15 protein-coding genes, 1 pseudogene and 1 riboswitch are annotated in these 19496 nt (G+C 74.9%); of the genes and pseudogenes, 12 read left to right on the top strand and 4 right to left on the bottom strand.

Annotated features, from left to right (window positions below; all coding sequences use genetic code 11):
• Positions 1-1001: 1001 nt before the first annotated feature.
• From ACFZAU_RS17295 to cobC, 10 genes and pseudogenes are all read left to right on the top strand, one after another.
• Positions 1002-2216, top strand: a complete 1215-nt coding sequence (locus ACFZAU_RS17295; RefSeq protein WP_500463634.1) for an inorganic phosphate transporter — start codon at positions 1002-1004, stop codon at positions 2214-2216.
• 37 nt (positions 2217-2253) lie between these two features.
• Positions 2254-2493: a hypothetical protein gene (locus ACFZAU_RS17290; RefSeq protein ID WP_499606204.1), complete on the top strand. Its 240-nt coding sequence runs from the start codon at positions 2254-2256 to the stop codon at positions 2491-2493.
• A gap of 155 nt (positions 2494-2648) precedes the next feature.
• A riboswitch (cobalamin riboswitch) is annotated at positions 2649-2774 on the top strand.
• Positions 2775-2828: 54 nt separating this feature from the next.
• Positions 2829-3821 (top strand): cobalamin biosynthesis protein, encoded by a 993-nt coding sequence (locus tag ACFZAU_RS17285; RefSeq protein WP_500552822.1) that lies wholly within the window; start codon positions 2829-2831, stop codon positions 3819-3821.
• On the top strand, positions 3818-5329 hold the full coding sequence (locus tag ACFZAU_RS17280; protein ID WP_500552821.1) for a cobyric acid synthase: 1512 nt from the start codon (positions 3818-3820) through the stop codon (positions 5327-5329). The genes ACFZAU_RS17285 and ACFZAU_RS17280 overlap by 4 nt, the downstream gene beginning before the upstream one ends.
• A 79-nt stretch (positions 5330-5408) precedes the next feature.
• Positions 5409-7427 (top strand): putative cobaltochelatase, encoded by a 2019-nt coding sequence (locus tag ACFZAU_RS17275; RefSeq protein ID WP_500552820.1) that lies wholly within the window; start codon positions 5409-5411, stop codon positions 7425-7427.
• Positions 7427-8023 carry a cob(I)yrinic acid a,c-diamide adenosyltransferase gene (gene cobO / locus ACFZAU_RS17270; protein ID WP_500552819.1) on the top strand — a complete coding sequence of 199 codons (597 nt, stop codon included), beginning with the start codon at positions 7427-7429 and terminating at the stop codon, positions 8021-8023. Before ACFZAU_RS17275 ends, cobO begins: the two co-directional genes overlap by 1 nt.
• On the top strand, positions 8017-9378 hold the full coding sequence (locus ACFZAU_RS17265) for a cobyrinic acid a,c-diamide synthase CobB (RefSeq protein WP_500552818.1): 1362 nt from the start codon (positions 8017-8019) through the stop codon (positions 9376-9378). Before cobO ends, ACFZAU_RS17265 begins: the two co-directional genes overlap by 7 nt.
• Positions 9375-9842 (top strand): cobalamin biosynthesis protein, encoded by a 468-nt coding sequence (locus tag ACFZAU_RS17260; protein WP_500552817.1) that lies wholly within the window; start codon positions 9375-9377, stop codon positions 9840-9842. The genes ACFZAU_RS17265 and ACFZAU_RS17260 overlap by 4 nt, the downstream gene beginning before the upstream one ends.
• 89 nt (positions 9843-9931) lie before the next feature.
• Positions 9932-10165 (top strand): annotated as a pseudogene (locus tag ACFZAU_RS17255) (CbiX/SirB N-terminal domain-containing protein); the annotation flags it as partial.
• A gap of 72 nt (positions 10166-10237) precedes the next feature.
• Positions 10238-11308 (top strand): Rv2231c family histidinol phosphate aminotransferase CobC, encoded by a 1071-nt coding sequence (gene cobC, locus ACFZAU_RS17250; protein ID WP_500552840.1) that lies wholly within the window; start codon positions 10238-10240, stop codon positions 11306-11308.
• Between the two features lie 34 nt (positions 11309-11342).
• Here cobC and ACFZAU_RS17245 read toward each other — a convergent pair whose 3' ends face one another.
• The 4 genes from ACFZAU_RS17245 to ACFZAU_RS17230 all read right to left on the bottom strand — a co-directional run bounded on the left by ACFZAU_RS17245 (position 11343) and on the right by ACFZAU_RS17230 (position 17470).
• A complete protein-coding gene (locus ACFZAU_RS17245; RefSeq protein ID WP_500552816.1) occupies positions 11343-14090 on the bottom strand; it encodes an ABC transporter substrate-binding protein in 2748 nt (915 codons plus the stop codon).
• Between the two features lie 200 nt (positions 14091-14290).
• Complete coding sequence (locus ACFZAU_RS17240; RefSeq protein ID WP_500552839.1) at positions 14291-15361, bottom strand: SCO1860 family LAETG-anchored protein; 1071 nt, start codon at positions 15359-15361, stop codon at positions 14291-14293.
• A 212-nt stretch (positions 15362-15573) separates the two neighbouring features.
• Entirely contained in the window at positions 15574-16200 is a 627-nt protein-coding gene (locus ACFZAU_RS17235) for a hypothetical protein (protein WP_499606197.1), read from the bottom strand.
• A gap of 169 nt (positions 16201-16369) precedes the next feature.
• The gene (locus tag ACFZAU_RS17230) at positions 16370-17470 is read right to left on the bottom strand and encodes an amidohydrolase family protein (RefSeq protein WP_500552815.1); all 1101 of its coding nucleotides are present in this window, start codon (positions 17468-17470) and stop codon (positions 16370-16372) included.
• Positions 17471-17538: 68 nt separating this feature from the next.
• Between ACFZAU_RS17230 and ACFZAU_RS17225 the strand changes: the two genes are divergently transcribed.
• Together ACFZAU_RS17225 and ectA are read left to right on the top strand one after the other, a co-directional pair.
• Entirely contained in the window at positions 17539-18627 is a 1089-nt protein-coding gene (locus ACFZAU_RS17225; RefSeq protein ID WP_500552814.1) for a pyridoxal-phosphate-dependent aminotransferase family protein, read from the top strand.
• Between the two features lie 368 nt (positions 18628-18995).
• Positions 18996-19490 carry a diaminobutyrate acetyltransferase gene (gene ectA / locus ACFZAU_RS17220; RefSeq protein ID WP_500552813.1) on the top strand — a complete coding sequence of 165 codons (495 nt, stop codon included), beginning with the start codon at positions 18996-18998 and terminating at the stop codon, positions 19488-19490.
• The last annotated feature ends 6 nt before the right edge of the window (positions 19491-19496 follow it).

Raw genomic sequence — 19496 nt, 5'->3', positions numbered from 1 at the left:
TCAGGGACAAGATCATCGGACACTCCGCAGACCCTGCCGACGAAGATCATTGACTGCCAGCCAACACGCCGATCTCATTCTGAAACGATCAGTAAGGGGATTCGGCCGGTGGGTGCGGCGCTGGTGGGTGCGGCGCTGCGGTGGTGCGCCGGTTCTTCGGCTGTCGCGCCGTCTCGCGCCCTGCGGGCGCACAGCGGCCGGCTGCGGAGGGGAGGATGGGGGCTCGGGGCTTGTTGGCAGTCTGCGGGGCGGTGCGTGGCTGGGGTTCAGGCGCCGGAGCGGGCCTGGTTGTTCGGCTGGCTCGGGTCTCGTTGCCGTCCGCGGGTGCAGATGGCCGGTGACCACGCCCACCGTTCGTGGGTGGCGCGCCCGCCGTAACCGGCGTCTGCGGGTGCCTCCCCGATCGGACATCGGGCTCTCTTCCGACGGCTATGGCGCTGAAAGCGAGCCCGATCTCGGCCGATCCGAAGATCGGGCTCTGTTTCGACGTCCATACCGTCGAAAGCGAGCCCGATCTCCCGCGACCTCCCGGGCAGCACCCCGAAATACCCGCAGTCGCCGGTTACGGCGGGCGCGCCCACCACCGGGAGTAGGCGTGGAAGCGGCCATCTATACCCGCTGACGGCAACGAGACCGGCACCAGCGGAGAGGCTCCCCGCTCCGGCGCCTGAACCCGCACCCCCACCCACCCGCCACACGCCGACAAGCTCCGGACCCCCACCCTCCCCTCCGCAGCCCGCTGCTTTGCGCCCGCAGGGCGCGAGACGAACCCGCACCCACCCACCCACCGCGTCAGATCCCTCGTGACCAGGATCTCTTCCGCCGCACCGGGAAGGCGCGGCCAAAAGGTCACAGAAGCATCGATTACCGGACGAAGCACAGTCCGCCCCACACCCCCCGCACCCACCGGCACCACCACGCCGCCCCTAGTTCACCTTCCGTTCATCCGGACTCCGTACGGTCGCCACCGCCACTGTCCGATCGAACGAATGCCTGGGTCAATGGAACACATCACGCTCCTGATCGGAATCGTGATCATTACCGCACTCGTGTTCGACTTCACGAACGGTTTCCACGACACCGCCAATGCGATGGCGACCACCATCTCCACTGGCGCACTCAAGCCCAAGACGGCGGTGGCCATGTCCGCCGTGCTCAACCTCGTCGGCGCCTTCCTCTCCGTCGAGGTGGCGAAGACGATCTCCGGCGGCATCCTCGACGAGAGCACGGGCATCAAGCCCGAGGTCATCTTCGCGGGGCTCGTCGGCGCGATCGTCTGGAACCTGCTGACCTGGCTGGCGGGCCTCCCCTCCAGCTCCTCCCACGCCCTCTTCGGCGGCCTCATCGGCGCCTCCGTCGCCTCGGCCGGATTCGGCTCGATCAACGGCGACGCGGTCGTCATGAAGGTCCTGATCCCGGCCGTCTGCGCCCCGGTGGTCGCCGGTGTCGCCGCGATGCTGGCGACCCGCCTGACCTACCGCATCGGCCGCAATACCGACCCGGCCGCCACCGCCAAGGGCTACCGGGCCGGGCAGATCGCCTCGGCCGGCCTCGTCTCGCTCGCCCACGGCACCAACGACGCGCAGAAGACCATGGGTGTCATCACCCTTGCCCTGATCGCCGGCAACGTCGTCGCCCCCGACTCCGACCCGCCGCTGTGGGTCATCGTCTCGGCCGGACTCGCCATCGCGCTCGGCACCTTCATCGGTGGGTGGCGGATCATCCGCACCATGGGCAAGGGCATCACCGACATCCAGCCGCCGCAGGGCTTCGCCGCCCAGACCGGCGCCGCCACCGTCATCCTGGCCTCCTCGCACCTCGGCTTCTCGCTCTCCACCACGCAGGTCTGCTCCGGCTCCGTCATGGGCGCCGGCGTCGGCCGCAAGGGCGGCGTCGTCCGCTGGAGCACCGCGGGACGGATGTTCGCCGCGTGGGGGCTCACCCTGCCGGCCGCGGGCCTGGTCGCCGCCGGCGCCGCGCTCCTGGCCGACCAGGGCGACTGGGGCGTCACGGCGGTCGCCGTCCTGGCGCTGGCCGCCTGCACCACGATCTGGATCGCCTCCCGCCGCAAGCCCGTCGACCACACCAACGTCAACGCCGCCCACGACGACCAGGAGCCGGGCGTCATCACGACGGCCATCGCCGCCGTGATCCCGCCGCCCGCGGGCCTGACCGCGACCGCCGCCGACACCGACCCCGCCAAGGCCTCCGCCTGACGGCGGCGCCGCACCGGCCCCGGAAGGAACCAGCACCATGCACATCGACTGGGCTGCCCTCGGCTCCGTCTTCGGCGTCAGCCTCGCCGTGACCGTCGGACTCGTCGGCCTGTTCACCCTCGGCATCGTCGGCCTGTCCAAGCAGGGCACGGCCGGCGGCGAGACGGGCACCTCCACCACGGGCGGCTCCACCGCCCTCGCCCGCACCGGCGCCTACCTGTGCTTCGCGCTCTGCGCGGCGGCGGTGGCGTACGGGATCCACCTGATCGTCGCCTGACCCGCACGTCACCGCGCACCGCGGTGTGAAGTTGACCTCAGCTCCCGGCTTTCCGGCCGTGAGCTGGGGTTTCTTCTTTTCCACAGGCAGTGGCGGTGAGTTGACGGGCCGGAGCGGCCCGTGGTGGTATCGGAACCGCCAAACGGCGGCAGGAGAGGAAGTCCGGTGCGAATCCGGCGCGGTCCCGCCACTGTCACCGGGGAGCGGACCCCCGCCCATGGCCACGGCCCGAGGAAGGGCTGGAAGGCCGGGGGTGCCGCCGATCCGGGAGCCAGGAGACTCTCGTCGCCGGTCACGTCGAACCAGGGCGCGGACCCTGAGTGAGGACTCCTGCGATGCGCGGCTCCGGCCGTTCACCCGACACCGGCGCCGCGGCGCCGTGCGTGTTCGCCGCCGGTGCGGCCCTCGGCTGGCTCGCCGACCTCGGTTTCGCCGACCCGCGGCGCGGTCACCCCGTGGCGGTGTTCGGGAGTGCCGCCGCCCGCCTGGAGCGGGCGTTGTGGCGCGACCACCGCGGCCGCGGCGCCCTCCACACCGTCCTGTGCGCCGGCGGCGCCGTGGCGACCGCGACGGGGTTGCAGCGTGCGGTGCGCCGTTCCGGCCCCGCGTCCGTCGCCCTGACGGCGGCGGCGACCTGGGCCGTGCTCGGCGGGACCTCCCTGGTCCGGGAGGCGCGGGCCATCGGCGCCGCCCTGTCCGCCGGCGACACGGAGGCGGCACGCGAGCGGCTGCCCCATCTGTGCGGCCGCGACCCCCAGGCGCTGGACGAGGCGCAGTTGGCGCGGGCGGTCGTGGAGTCCGTCGCGGAGAACACCTCGGACGCCGTCGTCGGCGCGCTGGTGTGGGGCGCGCTGGGCGGCGTGCCCGGGCTGGTGGGCTTCCGGGCGGTGAACACCCTCGACGCGATGGTGGGTCACAAGTCGCCGCGTCACCGGAGGTTCGGCTGGGCCGCGGCCCGGCTGGACGACGTGGCCGGCTACCCCGGCGCCCGGCTGACCGCCGCGCTCGCGGTGCTCGCCGGGCCCGATCCCCGGGGGGCGTGGCGTACCTGGCGCAGGGACGGCTCCCGGCACCCCAGCCCGAACGCGGGGCCCGTGGAGGCGTCGTTCGCGGGGGCGTTGGGCGTACGCCTCGGGGGGACGCTTGCCTATGGCGGGCGGGTGGAGCACCGGCCCGTGCTCGGGGCGGGGAACCGGCCGGTGGAGGCAGGGGACATCGAACGGGCGGCACGCCTGTCGCGGCGGGTCGGCGCGCTGGCGCTGGCGGTCGCGGTGGGCGGACGCCTGGCGTGGGGCGCGGTCGCCCGGAGTCGGAGGAGGCACGCATGAGGGGCGGGGGCCTGCTGGTCGCGGGGACCACGTCGGACGCCGGCAAGAGCGTCGTCACGGCGGGGATCTGCCGGTGGCTGGCGCGGCAGGGCGTGTCCGTGGCGCCGTTCAAGGCGCAGAACATGTCACTGAACTCGTACGTCACCCGTGAGGGCGCCGAGATCGGCCGGGCCCAGGCGATGCAGGCGCAGGCGGCCCGCGTGGAGCCCACGGCCCTGATGAACCCGGTGCTGCTCAAGCCCGGCGGGGACCGGACGAGCCAGGTCGTCCTGCTGGGGCGCGCGGTGGGCGAGATGAGCGCGCGCGGCTACCACAACGGGAGCCGCGCGGAGCTGCTGCGGACCGTCACGGACTGCCTGGAGGAGCTGCGCGGCCGGTACGACGCGGTGATCTGCGAGGGCGCCGGCAGCCCGGCCGAGATCAACCTGCGGCGGGGCGACATCGTCAACATGGGCCTGGCGCGGGCCGCCCGGCTCCCGGTGGTCGTGGTCGGCGACATCGACCGGGGCGGGGTGTTCGCCTCGTTCTTCGGGACGACGGCGCTGCTCGCCCCCGAGGACCAGGAGCTGGTCTGCGGCTACCTGGTGAACAAGTTCCGCGGCGACGTGTCGCTGCTGGAGCCGGGGCTCGAGATGCTGCGCGGGCTGACCGGGCGCCCCTTCTACGGGGTGCTGCCCTTCCGGCACGGCCTCGGCATCGACGAGGAGGACGGGCTGCGGATGTCGCTGCGCGGCACCGTCCGGGAGCCGGCCACGGCGCCGCCGCACGGCGAGGACGTCCTGCGGGTCGCCGTGGCGGCGGTCCCGCTGATGTCGAACTTCACCGACGTGGACGCGCTCGCCGCCGAGCCCGGCGTCGTCGTCCGCTTCGTCGACCGGCCGGAGGAGCTCGCCGACGCCGACCTCGTGGTGCTGCCCGGCACCCGCGGCACCGTCAAGGCCCTCCAGTGGCTGCGGCAGCGGGGCCTGGCCGACGCGGTCGTCCGCAGGGCCGCGGAGGGCCGTCCGGTGCTGGGCGTCTGCGGCGGTTTCCAGATGCTCGCCGAGACGATCGAGGACGACGTCGAGTCGCGGGCGGGCACGGTCCCCGGGCTCGGGCTGCTGCCGGTGCGGGTCCGCTTCGCCGTGCGGAAGACCCTGGCCCGCCCCGCCGGCAAGGCGTACGGCGAGCCGGTCGAGGGGTACGAGATCCACCACGGCGTCGCCGACGTCCGCGGCGGCGACGAGCCCTTCCTGGACGGCTGCCGCAGCGGCGCCGTCTGGGGCACCCACTGGCACGGCTCGCTGGAGAGCGACGGCTTCCGCCGTGCCTTCCTGCGGCGCGTCGCCCGGGCGGCGGGGCGGCGTTTCGTCCCCGCCCCCGACACCGCCTTCGGCGCGCTCCGCGAGGAGCAACTGGAGCGGCTGGGCGATCTGGTCGAGGAGCACGCCGACACCGGCGCCCTGCTCCGCCTGATCGAGCAGGGGCCCCCTGCCGGCCTGCCCTTCGTGCCCCCGGGGGCACCGTGAACACCCCGTCGCGGCCCGCGCGCCGGGCCCTTCGCGACGACCGCCGCAACCGCAACGACCGCTCGACCCAGGAGGACGCGTGAGCACCCCTTATCCCTTCACGGCGATCGTCGGGATGGCGGACCTGCGGCTGGCGCTGCTGCTGAACGCGGTCAGCCCGGCGGTGGGCGGTGTGCTGGTCCGCGGCGAGAAGGGCACCGCCAAGTCGACGGCCGTACGGGCGCTGTCGGCCCTGCTGCCGCCCGTGGACGTCGTGCCCGGCTGCCGCTTCCGCTGCGACCCCGCGGCTCCCGACCCGGCGTGCCCGGACGGGCCGCACGGACCGGACGCCGGCGCGGAGAGCCGCCCGGCGCGCATGGTGGAGCTGCCGGTCGGCGCGTCCGAGGACCGGCTCGTCGGCGCCCTCGACATCGAACGGGCCCTGGCGGAGGGCGTGAAGGCCTTCGAGCCGGGTCTGCTGGCCGACGCGCACCGCGGCGTGCTCTACGTGGACGAGGTCAACCTGCTCCACGACCACCTGGTGGACATGCTGCTGGACGCGGCCGCCATGGGCGCCTCCTACGTCGAGCGGGAGGGCGTCTCGGTGCGCCACGCCGCGCGCTTCCTGCTCGTCGGCACGATGAACCCCGAGGAGGGCGAGCTGCGGCCGCAGTTGCTGGACCGCTTCGGCCTCACCGTGGAGGTCGCGGCGTCCCGGGACACCGACGAGCGGGTGGCGGTCGTCCGGCGGCGTCTGGCCTACGACGCGGACCCGGCGGGGTTCGCCGGCGCCTGGCAGGGCGAGGAGCGGGAGGTGCGGGAGCGGATCGCGGCGGCCCGCGCGCTGCTCCCGTCGGTGCGGCTCGGCGACGGGGCGCTCCGGCAGATCGCCGCGACCTGCGCGGCCTTCGAGGTGGACGGGATGCGCGCGGACATCGTCATGGCGCGCACGGCGACCGCGCTGGCGGCCTGGGCCGGGCGTGCCGAGGTGACCGACGCCGACGTACGGCAGGCCGCGCTGCTCGCGCTGCCGCACCGCCGCCGCCGCAACCCCTTCGACGCACCGGGCCTGGACGAGGACAAGCTCGACGAGACCCTGGAGCGCAACCGCGGCGAGGACGACGACCCCGACCCCGATCCGGATCCGGGCCCGGACGGCGGCCCCGGCGGGGGCCGTCCGCCGCAGGGTGACGACGGCGCCCCGGACACCGGGCCCGACATCGCGCCGCCCAGGGAGCCGGCCGAGTCGGAGCCGCGGGCGGCGGGCGCGGACGCCGTTCCGGGCGGCGGGGAGCGCGCCGCGGTGCCCGCGGCGGAGCCGTTCAAGGCCCGTGCCCTGATCGTGCCCGGCCTCGGCGAGGGCGCCGCCGGGCGCCGTTCCCGGGCCCGTACCGCGCACGGCAGGACGACCGGCGCCCGGCGCCCCCGCGGCACCCTGTCCAAGCTGCACCTGGCCGCCACCGTGCACGCGGCCGCCCCGCACCAGCGGGCGCGCGGGCGCGGCGGCCCCGGCCTGGTGATCCGCCGGGACGACCTGCGCGAGGCGGTACGGGAGGGCCGCGAGGGCAACCTGGTGCTCTTCGTCGTCGACGCCTCCGGGTCGATGGCCGCCCGGCAGCGCATGAGCGCGGTCAAGGGCGCGGTGCTGTCGCTGCTGCTCGACGCCTACCAGCGGCGCGACAAGGTCGGCCTGATCACCTTCCGCGGCGCGACGGCGGAACTGGCGCTGCCGCCGACCTCGTCGGTCGACGCGGGCGCGGCGCGCCTGGAGAAGCTGCCCACCGGCGGCCGCACCCCGCTCGCCGCGGGACTGCTGAAGGCGCACGACGTACTGCGCGTGGAGCGGCTGCGGGACGCCTCGCGCCGCCCGCTGCTGGTCGTGGTCACCGACGGGCGGGCGACCGGCGGGCCCGAGCCGGTGCGCACGGCCGCGCGCGCGGCACGGCTGCTGGCGGCCGGGGGCACCGCCTCGGTGGTCGTCGACTGCGAGTCCGGCCCGGTGCGGCTGGGGCTCGCGGGCGAGCTGGCACGCGAACTGCACGGCACCGCCGTGACGTTGGACGAGCTGCGCGCGGACAGCGTCGCGGCACTGGTACGGGATGTACGGAGGGCCGCGTAATGCCACAGGGACAGCCGAGCGTCGTGCCGCAGGACGGCCTCACGACGCGTCAACGCCGCAACCGGCCGCTGGTGATGGTGCACACCGGCACCGGCAAGGGGAAGTCCACCGCCGCCTTCGGGCTGGCGCTGCGGGCCTGGAACCAGGGCTGGCCGGTCGGGGTGTTCCAGTTCGTCAAGTCGGCGAAGTGGAAGGTCGGTGAGGAGCGGGCGCTGCGGGTGCTCGGCGCCTCCGGCGAGGGCGGCACCGTCGCCTGGCACAAGATGGGCGAGGGCTGGTCCTGGGTGCAGCGGGACATCTCCGAGAGCGAGGACGCGGCGCGCGAGGGCTGGGAGCAGGTCAAGCGGGACCTCGCCGCCGAGACCTACCGGCTGTACGTGCTCGACGAGTTCGCCTACCCCCTGCACTGGGGGTGGATCGACACCGCCGAGGTGGTCTCGGTGCTCCGCGACCGGCCCGGGACGCAGCACGTCGTCATCACCGGCCGCAACGCCCCGCAGCCGCTGCTGGACTTCGCGGACCTGGTCACCGAGATGGGCAAGGTCAAGCACCCGATGGACGCCGGCCAGAAGGGCCAGAAGGGCATCGAGTGGTAGCCAGACTCGTCGTCGCGGCCCCCGCCTCGGGGAGCGGCAAGACCACCGTCGCCACGGGGCTGATGGCCGCCTTCGCGGAGGCGGGGCTCGCGGTGTCCCCGCACAAGGTGGGGCCCGACTACATCGACCCCGGCTACCACGCCCTGGCCACCGGCCGTCCGGGCCGCAACCTGGACGCGTACATGTGCGGCCCGGAGCGGATCGCGCCGCTGTTCCTGCACGGGGCGCGCGGCGCCGATCTCGCGGTCGTCGAGGGCGTGATGGGGCTCTTCGACGGCGCCTCGGGGATGGGCGAGCTGGCGTCCACCGCGCACGTGGCGAAGCTGCTGCGGGCGCCGGTGGTGCTGGTGGTGGACGCCTCCTCGCAGTCCCGTTCGGTGGCCGCGCTGGTGCACGGCTTCGCCTCCTGGGACCCGGAGGTGCGGGTCGCCGGCGTCATCCTCAACAAGGTCGGCTCCGACCGCCACGAGGAGCTGCTGCGCGACGCCCTGGACGGCGCGGGCGTGCCCGTGCTGGGTGCGCTGCGACGTGACACGGCGGTCGGCACGCCCTCCCGGCACCTGGGTCTCGTCCCGGTCGCGGAGCGGCGCGCGGACGCCGTCGACGCCGTACGGGCGCTGGCCGCCCGGGTGCGGGCGGGCTGCGACCTGGACGCGCTGCTGGCGCTGGCGCGCAGCGCCCCGCCGCTCGCGGACGAGCCCTGGGACCCGCGGGCCGCGGCCGGCCCCGCGGAACCGGGCGCCGCACGGCCCAGGGTCGCCGTGGCGGGCGGCGCGGCGTTCACCTTCTCGTACGCGGAGCACGTGGAACTGCTGACTGCGGCGGGGGCGGAGGTCGTCACCTTCGACCCGCTGCGCGACGAACGGCTGCCGGACGGGGCGGCGGGGCTGGTCATCGGGGGCGGCTTCCCCGAGATGTACGCCCACGAACTGTCCGCCAACGAGCCGCTGCGCACGGCCGTAGCCGCCTTCTCCGGGCCCGTGACCGCGGAGTGCGCGGGCCTGCTCTACCTCGGGCGGGAACTGGACGGGCGGCCCATGTGCGGGGTGCTGGACACTACGGCCCGCATGTCGGACCGGCTCACGCTGGGCTACCGCGAGGCGGTCGCGATCGCCGACAACGCGCTGGCGGCCGCCGGGACCCGGGTGCGCGGCCACGAGTTCCACCGCACCGTCGTGGAACCCGCCGCCGGGGCCACGCCCGCGTGGGGCCTGGTCCGGCCGGAACGGCGCGCGGAAGGCTTCGTGCGGGGCGGCGTCCACGCCTCGTACCTGCACGTGCACTGGGCCGCCGAGCCGTCCCTGGCGCGGCGGTTCGTCGCCTCCTGCGCGGCCGGGGCGGGCGCGCCCTCGTGAGCGTCCCCGGGGGCGTCGGCGGCGTCGTCGTCGGCGTCGGGGCGGGACGCGGTGTGGCGGCGGCCGAAGTACTCGCGCTCGTACGGTCCGTGCTGGCCGAGGCCGGGGTGCCGGAGGCGTCCGTCAGGGCGCTGGCCACCGTCGCCGGCAAGGCCGGTGAGCCGGGCGTCGTCGAGGCGGCGGAGCGGCTGGGCGTGCCCTTGGTGACGTACGACGCGCGTACGCTGGCCGCGGTCGCCGTGCCCACCCCCTCGGGCGCCGCGCTGGCCGCGGTCGGCACGCCCTCCGTGGCGGAGGCCGCGGCGCTGACGGCGGCGCCCGGCGGCGAACTGCTGGTACGGAAGAGGAAGTCCGCCCCCGGGGACGGTGGTGCGGCGAGGGCGACCGCCGCGGTGGCGCGGCGGCGTACGCCCGGGCACGGCACGCACGACACGCACGGCACGACGGAGGAGACGGCACCGTGATCACCCCCCCGCCCGCGGACGTGCTGGAGCGGCGCGTCGACGCCGCGCTCGGTGGCGGCCGCCGTACACCGCTGGACCGGGCGGCGACCATGGTGCTGCTGGTCGGCGCCGGCTCCCCCGAGGCCGTGGACAACGCCGAAGTGGCCCGTACCGCACGGCTGCTGTGGGAGGGCCGGGGCTACGCGGGCGTGGAGACCGCCTTCCTGACGACGGCCGCGCCGGACGTCCCCGCGGGCCTGGAACGCTGCGCACGGCTCGGTGCCCGGCGGATCGTCGTGCTGACCTGCTTCCCCGCCGACGCCGCCCTGGAGGCGCGGGTCGGGCAGCAGACGGAGGGCTGGGCCGAGGCGCGCCCCGAGGTCGACGTACGGCACGCGCCGCCCGGCGACGGGGCCGTGCGGCGGGAACCCGGCGGGGGCGACGTCGACGGCGGGCACGACCTGCGGCACCACGGCGACGCGGAGGTCCGCGACGGCGGCGGGGACCTGACCGACCTGGCCGTCAACGTGCGCGCCGGGACGCCCCCGCGGTGGCTCAAGGAACGTCTCGCGGCCACCCTCGACGGGCTGGCCGCCTACCCCGACGACCGCGCCGCGCACCGGGCGGTCGCCGCCCGGCACGGCCGCCCGGTGGAGGAGGTGCTGCTCACGGCGGGTGCGGCGGAGGCGTTCGTTCTGCTGGCCCGCACCACCGGGGCCCGCCACGCGGTCGTCGTGCACCCGCAGTTCACGGAACCGGAAGCGGCGCTGCGCGACGCCGGGCACCCCGTCCACCGCGTCGTGCTGCGGGCGGAGGACGGCTTCCGGCTCGACCCGTGGGCGGTGCCCGAGGTGGCCGACCTGGTCGTCGTCGGCAATCCGACCAACCCCACCTCCGTACTGCACCCCGCCGCGGACCTCGCCCGCCTGGCCCGGCCGGGCCGCACCCTCGTCGTCGACGAGGCCTTCATGGACGCGGTGCCCGGCGAGCCGGAGAGCCTCGCCGCCCGCCGCGACCTGCCCGGCCTGGTGGTGCTGCGCAGCCTCACCAAGACCTGGGGCCTGGCGGGCCTGCGCGTCGGCTACGTCCTCGGCGACCGCGAGTGCGTGGCGGCGCTGCGCCGCGCCCAGCCCCTGTGGGCGGTCTCCGCGCCCGGTCTCACCGCCGCCGAGGCCTGCAGCGCCCCCGCGGCCCTCGCGGAGGCGGCGGAGGCGGCCCGCCGGACCACCGCCGACCGGGCCCACCTGCTGCGCCGTCTCGCCGAGTTCGACGACGTCGAGGTCGCCGGCCCCGCGCACGGCCCCTTCGTCCTCCTGCGCCTCCCGGCCGCGGCCGCCGTACGCGAGCGCCTGCGCGACCTCGGCTTCGCCGTCCGCCGCGCCGACACCTTCCCCGGCCTCTCCCCGGACTGGCTCCGCATCGCCGTCCGCGACCCCGCCACGACCGACCGCTTCGCGACCGCCCTCTCGAAGGCCCTCTCCACCTGACACCGCACAGGCCGGACGGCCCGTCGCGCCGGGCTCAGCCCTTGACGCCCAGCGCCTGGATGTCGAGGCCGCCCAGGGCCGGGTGGACGTAGGCGTTGGTCAGGCGGTCGGAGCGGTAGTTGAGGCGGCGGTCGTAGAGGAAGGGCAGGAGCGTGCCGCGGTCCTGGGCGGTGGAGTCGACGGTGCGCCAGAGGTTGTCGGCGGCGTTGCGGTTGGTCTCGGAGTCGGCCTCGTCCATCAGGGAGTTGATCTCCCGGTCGTCCAGCCCCGCGTAGTTGCTGGGGCTGCGCGGCAGCAGCAGCGGACGCAGGAATCCGGCCGGGGAGGGCCAGTCGGACTGCCAGGTGGTCAGGACGATGCCCCAGCCCTTGTCCTTGATCTGCTGCTGGTCGGTGAGGGCGGCGTAGAAGTCGGCGGCGTCGGGCGTCTGCACGGTCGCCTTGATGCCCACCTCGGCGAGCTGGCCGGCCAGGGACTGCGCCACCTTGCGGGCGTTCGGGTCGCTGCCGGAGACGGCGACGACCGTGCTGAACCCCTTGGCGTGGCCGCATTCGCCGAGGAAGCGCCGGGCCTGTTCGGGGTAGGAGCCGCCGCTCACCGTGCCGTAGGTGTCCAGGTGCCGGTCGTGGCCGCCGATGGTCGGCGGGAGCATGCCGCCGGCGACGTCGCCCGCGTCCTCGCCGCCGATCGCGGCGCGCAGCAGGCTGCGGTCGGTGGCGTACTGGACGGCCCAGCGGCAGCGGTAGTCGTCGAGCGGCGCGACGGCGGTCTGCAGGGAGAAGTAGCGGACGGCGCCGGTCTGGACGAGGTCCGTACGGGACCTGAGCGTGTCCTCGGCGAGGATCCTGCTCCGGGTGGCCGGCTGGACGCCGGTCTGGGCGAGGTCGAGGTCGGCGGTGCCGTTCATCAGGGCGGTGTCCACGGCGGCGGCGTCCGTGGCGACGGTGAGCTCCACCTCGTCGGGCAGCGCGGTGCGTATCGCGTCGGTCGCCGGGTCCCACCGGTCGTTGCGCACCAGGCGCAGCCCGTTCGCGGTGTCCCAGGAGGCGATGCGGTAGGGGCCGCTGGCGACGGGCCGGTCCTGGTAGCGCTCCTTGGTGTCCTTCGCCTTCGGGACGGGTGAGGACATGGGCAGTGCCAGGACGTGGGGGAAGTCCGCGAAGGGCGCGTCGAGGTGGAAGACGACGGTGCGGTCGTCGGGGGTCTCGACGCTCTTCAGGCCGAGCCCGTCGGGGTCGGTGTCCTTGTACGGGCCGGGGTAGTCCTGCCCCTGGTCGAGCAGGTCGAGCAGGTGGGTGGGGCCGCCGGGGTAGAGGTCCCTGGCGAAGGTGCGCTCGATGCCGTACTTGACGTCCCGGGAGGTGATCGGCGTGCCGTCCTCGAAGGTGACGCCCTCCTTGAGGGTGTACGTGTAGGTGCGGCCGCCGTCGGAGATCTCGCCGGTGCTGGTCGCGAGGTCGGGGGCGAGACGGGTGCCCGCGGCGCCGGGCTGCGGGGCGAAGTCGACGAGTTTGCGCAGGTAGAGGCGGCCCAGGTTCCACACGATCGGGGAGTAGGTGCGGGCCGGGTCGAGGGAGTCGGGGTTGTAGGCGGTGATGAGCCTGAGGGTGCCGCCCTTGGCGGCGGACGGGTTGACGGCGCCGGTGAGGGCGCCGTTGTAGCCGCCGGCGGGCCTGCGGGCGGCGATCAGGTCCTGCGCGGTGCGGTAGACCGGCTTCTCCGGGTCGTCGCCGAAGGGGTCCACGATGACCGTCACGGTGACCAGGAGGGCCACGACGGCCGCGGTCACCGCGGCCACCACGCCCCGGCGGCTCCGCCGGGGCGCGGGAGCGGGGGTGCCCCAGGCGGGCCGGGTGGGGTAGGACGGCGGGCCGAACGAGGGCGGGTTGTACGCCGGGTGGGACAGCGCGGGCGGCCGGCTCGGCGGCGGGGGCAGGGTGGGCGGGCCCGCGGGCGGGGTCCGCGAGGCCAGCCAGCCGTTCAGCGCGCCGCGCATCTCCGCGGCGCCGCGCGGACGCAGCGCCGGGTTCTTCGACAGGGCGGACAGCACGATCGAGTCGAGTTCCGGCGGCACCAGCGGGTTGCGTGCGGAGGGCGGGGCCGGCGTCTGGTGGACGTGGGCGTACATCACCGACAGCGGGGTGGCCCCGGCGAAGGGCACGGTGCCGGTGAGGAGTTCGGTGAGCATGCAGGCGACCGCGTACAGGTCGCTGCGGGCGTCGACGGCGTCGCCGGCGCACTGCTCGGGGGCCATGTAGCCCGGGGTGCCGATGGCGGAGCCGGTGCCGGTGATGCGGGACAGCGAGTGGACGACCCGGGCGATGCCGAAGTCGGCGACCTTGACCGCGCCCCCGGCGGTGATCAGGACGTTGGAGGGCTTCACGTCGCGGTGGACGAGGCCGCGGGCGTGGGCGTGGGCGAGCGCGTCCAGGATGTCGCAGGTGATGCGGACGGCCCGTTCGATCTCCATCGGGACCTGTTCGCGGGCGAGTTCGGCGAGGGTGCGGCCCTCTATGTGCTCCATCACCAGGTACGGCACGACCGCGTCGTCCGTCGTCACCTCGTCCTGGTCGTGGACGGTGACGATGCCGGGGTGGTTGAGCCCGGCCGCCGCACGCGCCTCGCGGGCGAAGCGGCGCCGCGCCTCGGGGTCGCGGGCGAGCTCCGGCAGGAGGGTCTTGACGGCCACCGTCCGGCCGAGCCGGGTGTCGTAGGCGAGATGGACGCGGGCCATGCCGCCGGAGCCGAGCAGCGCCCGCAACTCGTACCGTCCCCCGAACATGCGACCCCCCGGCCCCGTCCGCGACGGGCGCGCGAACACTCCCAACAGGGTAGTGGAATTTGCCCTTTTCGGACGGCCGTGGACGGCGGGAGGGACGCACCGCGGTGACGGACGAGCGCGTGGAGGGCGGCTCCGGACACTCCGCCGCCCTCCACGTCCCCCCTCACCCCTGGTCCGCCCCCTGGGGTCACCCGGGTTCGTCAGTCCCGGGCACTCTCGGCCGCCGGCTTGCGGCGGGTCTTGCGGATCACGAGGAATCCGGCGGCGAACAGCAGCACCGAACCGCCCGCGAGGTACGGGGTCATGGAGCTGCTGCCGGTCTCGGCGAGGTCACCGGTGGCCGCGGGAGCGGCCTGCGGCGACTGGTCGGCGCGCGCGGATTCCGAGGGCGCGGTCGACGGCGTGGGCTGCGCGGACTGCGAGGGCTGCTCGGACTCGCCGCCGGTCTGCGGCTCCTCGCCGCTGCCGCCGTCGCCGCCGTCGTCGCCGCCGTCACCGTTTCCGCCGCCGTGGTGGCCACCGCCACCGCCGTGCCCGCCGCCGTCGTGCCCGCCGCGGCGGGGCGTCTCGCAGGTGGCCCCCGCGAGGGTGACGGTGCCGCTCACCTCGGCGACGCCGAGCTTGAGCGGGTTCACCTCCACCGACAGTTCCAGGGCGGTGGCGGCGGCGCCGCGCGAGGTGACGGTCCGCTCGGCGAGGTCGAGGCGGACCTCGCCCACGCCGGGCACCTTCACCTGCGTCGTGCCGCCGGCCGAGACGGCGACCCGCTTGCCGAGGACGACGACGTGGCCGGGCATCTCGACCTCGGCGACCGGCTTCCGGCCGGCCGCGCACGTGGCGCGCGCGGAGATCACGTCGGCCTTGATGACCCCGAGGAGCGGCAGTCCCGGCAGGTTGACGCGGGCCTTGACGAGCTTGGCGTAGCCCTCCGCCTTGTGGCGGTCGGCGGTGGCCCGGGCGGTGGCGGCGTCGGCGCGCAGGACGCTGAACGGCTTGCCGTGGTCGACCCCGTCGAGGGTGGCGGTGAGCGCGGTCTCGTCGGCGCGGGCCGGTGCGTGGACCTCGTTGAGCGTCAGGTTCAGCGGTACGTCGACGGACTTGCGCAGGAGCGAGACCTCCAGGCCGGTCCGCAGGACGACCGCGCCGGCCTTGCCGGACGAGCCGTGGGTCCCCCCGGTCGCGGCGGCCGGGGTCGCGGGCCCCAGCGCGAGGGCGCCCGCCGCCAGCGCGACGGCGGCGCCCAGCGCGGCGGCGGGACGGCGCGCGGGCATGCTGAAGGGAGAGCTGGACACAGTGGAAAACCCCCAAATGGTCATGGAGTCGCCACGGCGCCGCTGAAGGGGACAGCGCGCTCGCCGGGCGACCTCGACCCCGTAATGATTTACGTACGGAGAGTGAACCGGCACCCGCCTGGGCCCAGTTCACTCCAAAGGGTGGTTTTCGTCCCCGTATTCGAAACCTGCGGCACATGCGTTCCCGTGCGTCACACCTGCGATCGCGTGTATTCGAGCAACTTGGCGAAGTCGAGGGCGCCGGGGTCCCCGTGGGAGTTCTCCGGCACGTGCTGGTGGCCGCAGACCCCCCGGAAGGCGTTCCACTCCCGTCCGGTCATCCGCTGACCGCCCGCGTTCCCGTACGAGCGGGGGTACGGGAGCCAGAGCTTCGGCCCCTTCAGCGGCACGCCGTGGTGGGTGTGCATCCAGGCCAGGAACTCGGCGAGTTCGCGCAGCGCCCACTGCGGGGCCTTGGGCCAGTAGAGGTGCCGGTTGGCGGTGCCCCAGTCCTCGTGCCGGTCGGGGTCGCAGGTGCCCACCAGCTCCACCTGGCACACGTTGAGGGTGTTGGTCTCCACCCCGCCGGCCCGGTTGACCAGGGCGCGCGAGGAGATGTCGATGTCGAAGTGCTGGTACCAGACCAGCTTCTCGTCCTCGAAGTCGGGTTTCGCCGTCAGGTTGGGCGCGCTGCTCCCGCCCCCGTACGTCGGCACGCTGCGGCCCTCGGTGGTGTGCAGCACGACGGCGTTGACCTCCATCGCGTCGCCGCCGTAGTCGTCCTGGTACCAGTACCTGCGCGAGGCCCCCGGGTACTTCTGCGGTCCCTGCCTGGTCATGGTGCTCCCCGTCCCGTTGCGGTGTCGGCCCGTGGGACCGATCGCAGCACGACGGAAAGGAATGTATCGACTCTTCCTGTACAGGATCACCCGAATCGGTGCTCCGGGATCATTCCGGGCGTACTGGTGGCGGGCCCTCCGCTACGGTGGCTCCCCCGCGGCCGCCGGGTCACCCCACCACGCGACCGCGCAGCACGATGCGCCGGGGCGCGGTCAGCACGCGGACGTCGGCGCGCGGGTCCTCCGGGTAGACGACGAGGTCGGCGGAGGCCCCCTCGGTGAGGCCGTCGCGGCCGAGCCACTCACGGGCGGACCAGGTCGCGGCGGAGAGCGCGTCGAGCACGGGCAGACCGGCGGTGACGAGTTCGGCGACCTCGCCGGCGACGAGCCCGTGGGCGAGGGAGCCGCCGGCGTCGGTGCCGGCGAAGATCCGCACGCCGGCCTCGTGGGCGGCGCGGACGGTGTCGTAGCGGCGGGCGTGCAGCCGGCGCATGTGGTCGGCCCAGCGCGGGAACCTGGCCTGGCCGCCGTCGGCGAGGTCCGGGAAGGTCGCGATGTTGACCAGCGTGGGAACGATGGCGACCCCGTGCTCGGCGAAGAGCGGGATGGTGTCCTCGGTGAGCCCGGTGGCGTGCTCGACGCAGTCGATCCCGGCCTCGACCAGGTCCCGCAGGGAGTCCTCCGCGAAGCAGTGGGCGGTGACGCGGGCACCCTCCTCGTGCGCGGCGGCGATGGCGGCCTCGACGGCGCCGCGCGGCCAGCACGCGGTGAGGTCGCCGGCCTCGCGGTCGATCCAGTCGCCGACCAGCTTGACCCAGCCGTCGCCGCGGCGGGCCTCCCGGCGGACGTAGGCGACCAGGTCCTCGGGCTCGATCTCCCAGGCGTAGTTGCGGATGTAGCGGCGGGTGCGGGCGATGTGCCGGCCGGCCCTGATGATCCGCGGCAGGTCCTCGCGGTCGTCGATCCACCGGGTGTCGGAGGGCGAACCGGCGTCGCGGAGCAGCAGGGTGCCCGTGTCGCGGTCGGTGAGCGCCTGCTTCTCGGAGGTGCCCGGGTCGACGGGACCGTGCTGGTCGAGACCGACGTGGCAGTGGGCGTCCACCAGTCCGGGCAGCACCCAGCCCTCGACGGTGGTGACGTCGCGGAGGCCGGCGGGACGCTCGTAGGTGACGCGTCCGCCGACCACCCAGAGCTCGTCCCGTACGTCCCGCGGCCCGGCCAGGATGCGGCCCTTGACGTGCAGTGCCTGCGGCGCCTCGCGATCAGCCATGTCTGCACTCTACGAGCCGCCGGTTACCCTCGGGCGGTACACCCCCCGACGAAGGAAGCAGCGCCGCCGTGTCCCACCCCCTGCTCGACCTGCCCCCGCTGACCGCCGAACGCTTCGCCGCGATCGAGCGGAGAGTCGCCGCGCTGCTGCACACCGGGCAGGACGTCGTGATCATGCAGGGCGAGGCCCTGCTGCCGCTGGAGGGCTGCATCCGCGGTGGCGCGCGCCCGGGTTCGACGGCGCTGAACATCGTCACCGGGCCGTACGGCCAGACCTTCGGCAACTGGCTGCGGGACGCGGGCGCCACCGTGGTCGACCTGGAGGTGCCCTTCCACGCCGCCGTGGAGCCGGACGACGTCGCGCGGGCGCTGTCCGGGCACCCGGAGACCGACTTCGTGTCGCTGGTGCACGCGGAGGCGGCCACCGGCAACACCAACCCGGTCGCGGAGATCGGCGAGGTGGTCCGGGCGCACGGCGCGCTGTTCATGGTCGACGCGGTCGCGTCGGTGGCGGCCGAACCGCTGCTGGTGGACGCGTGGGGCGTGGACCTGTGCGTGATCGGCGCCCAGAAGGCGATGGGCGGGCCCGCGGGGGTGTCGGCGGTGTCCGTGAGCGAGCGCGCGTGGCGGCGCCTGGCGGACAACCCCGCCGCGCCGCGCCGCTCCTACCTGTCGCTGCTGGACTGGAAGGAGCGCTGGATCGACGCCGGGCGCAGGGCGCTGCCGCACGCGCCCGCGCAGCTGGAGATGCTGGCGCTGGAGGCCTGCCTGGAGCGCATCGAGGAGGCCGGGCCCGGCGCGGTGGCCGCCCGGCACCGCGCCGCCGCGGCGGCGACCCGGGCCGGTGCGGCCGCGCTGGACGCCGCCGTCGAGCCGTACGTGTACCGGGACGAGGACGCCGCGCCGGTCGCGACGACGCTGCGCACCCTGGACGGCGTCGCCGCCGACGAACTGGTCGCCCGCGCCCTGGCGCTGGAGCCGGGGCTCCCGCTGGTCGCCGGGGGCGGGGCGCTGGCCAAGGAGATGGTCCGGGTCAACCACTACGGCCGGGACGCGGACCCGGCCGTGGTCGTCCGTACGCTGCGCGCGCTGGCCGGCGCGCTGGGCACCGCCCCCGAGCCCGCCGTCGCGGCGGCGGAGGCCGCCCTGCGGGCCTGACGCCACCGCGCCCCGAGGGCCGCCCGGACCGTCGTGAACGGTCCGGGCGGCCCTTTCCGTTTCGGCACCCGGAATTCCGCACGCCTTGACCGCGGAGAAATCGCGGGGAATCATCCGGAATATCAGCCAGAGCATTCCGCATTCAACTCCTGCCCCGGGAGAACGGCTTCAAACGCCAAGATTTCATCGACACGACGTGATGATTCCGAGGATGTGACCGAGCCCACAACCCCACCCTTTCGACCGGAATTATCCGGACAGGACACCCCTTTCCGGCGGCATCCGCGCGCCTGATATCAGTGGCGTCCGCACGCCACAAGGCCCGCGCGGCATGCAGTCGAGAATTCCGCCCGCTACGTTGTTTCCGCATGACCGCCGCCAGTGAATTGCTGCTCGACACCCCGAGAATCGAGGACGGCGCCGCACTGTGGCGCATTGCCCGGGATTCCCGGACCCTGGACCTGAACTCCCCGTACAGCTACCTCCTGTGGTGCCGGGACTTCGCCGGCACCTCCGTGGTGGCGCGTACGGAGCACGGCGAACCGATCGGCTTCGTGACCGGCTACGTCCGCCCGGAACGCCCCCGCACCCTGGTCGTCTGGCAGGTCGCCGTGGACGAGGCGCACCGCGGCCGGGGGCTCGCGGCCGCGATGCTCGACGACCTCGCGCAACGGGCCGCCGCGGCCGGCGTGCGGGAGGTCGAGACCACGATCACCCCGGACAACGAGGCCTCGCACCGCCTGTTCACGTCCTTCGGCGCCCGCCACGGAGCACGGACCGAGCGCGAGGTGCTGTTCGACGCGGCGCTGTTCCCCGACGGCCACCAGCCCGAAGTCCTGTACCGCATCGGTCCCCTCGTCTGACCCCGC

Source organism: Streptomyces sp. NPDC008238, assembly GCF_042956445.1.
GTDB lineage: Bacteria > Actinomycetota > Actinomycetes > Streptomycetales > Streptomycetaceae > Actinacidiphila.
The sequence above is the reverse complement of the archived record's forward strand: the minus strand, read 5'-3'. Positions and strand labels throughout refer to the sequence as shown.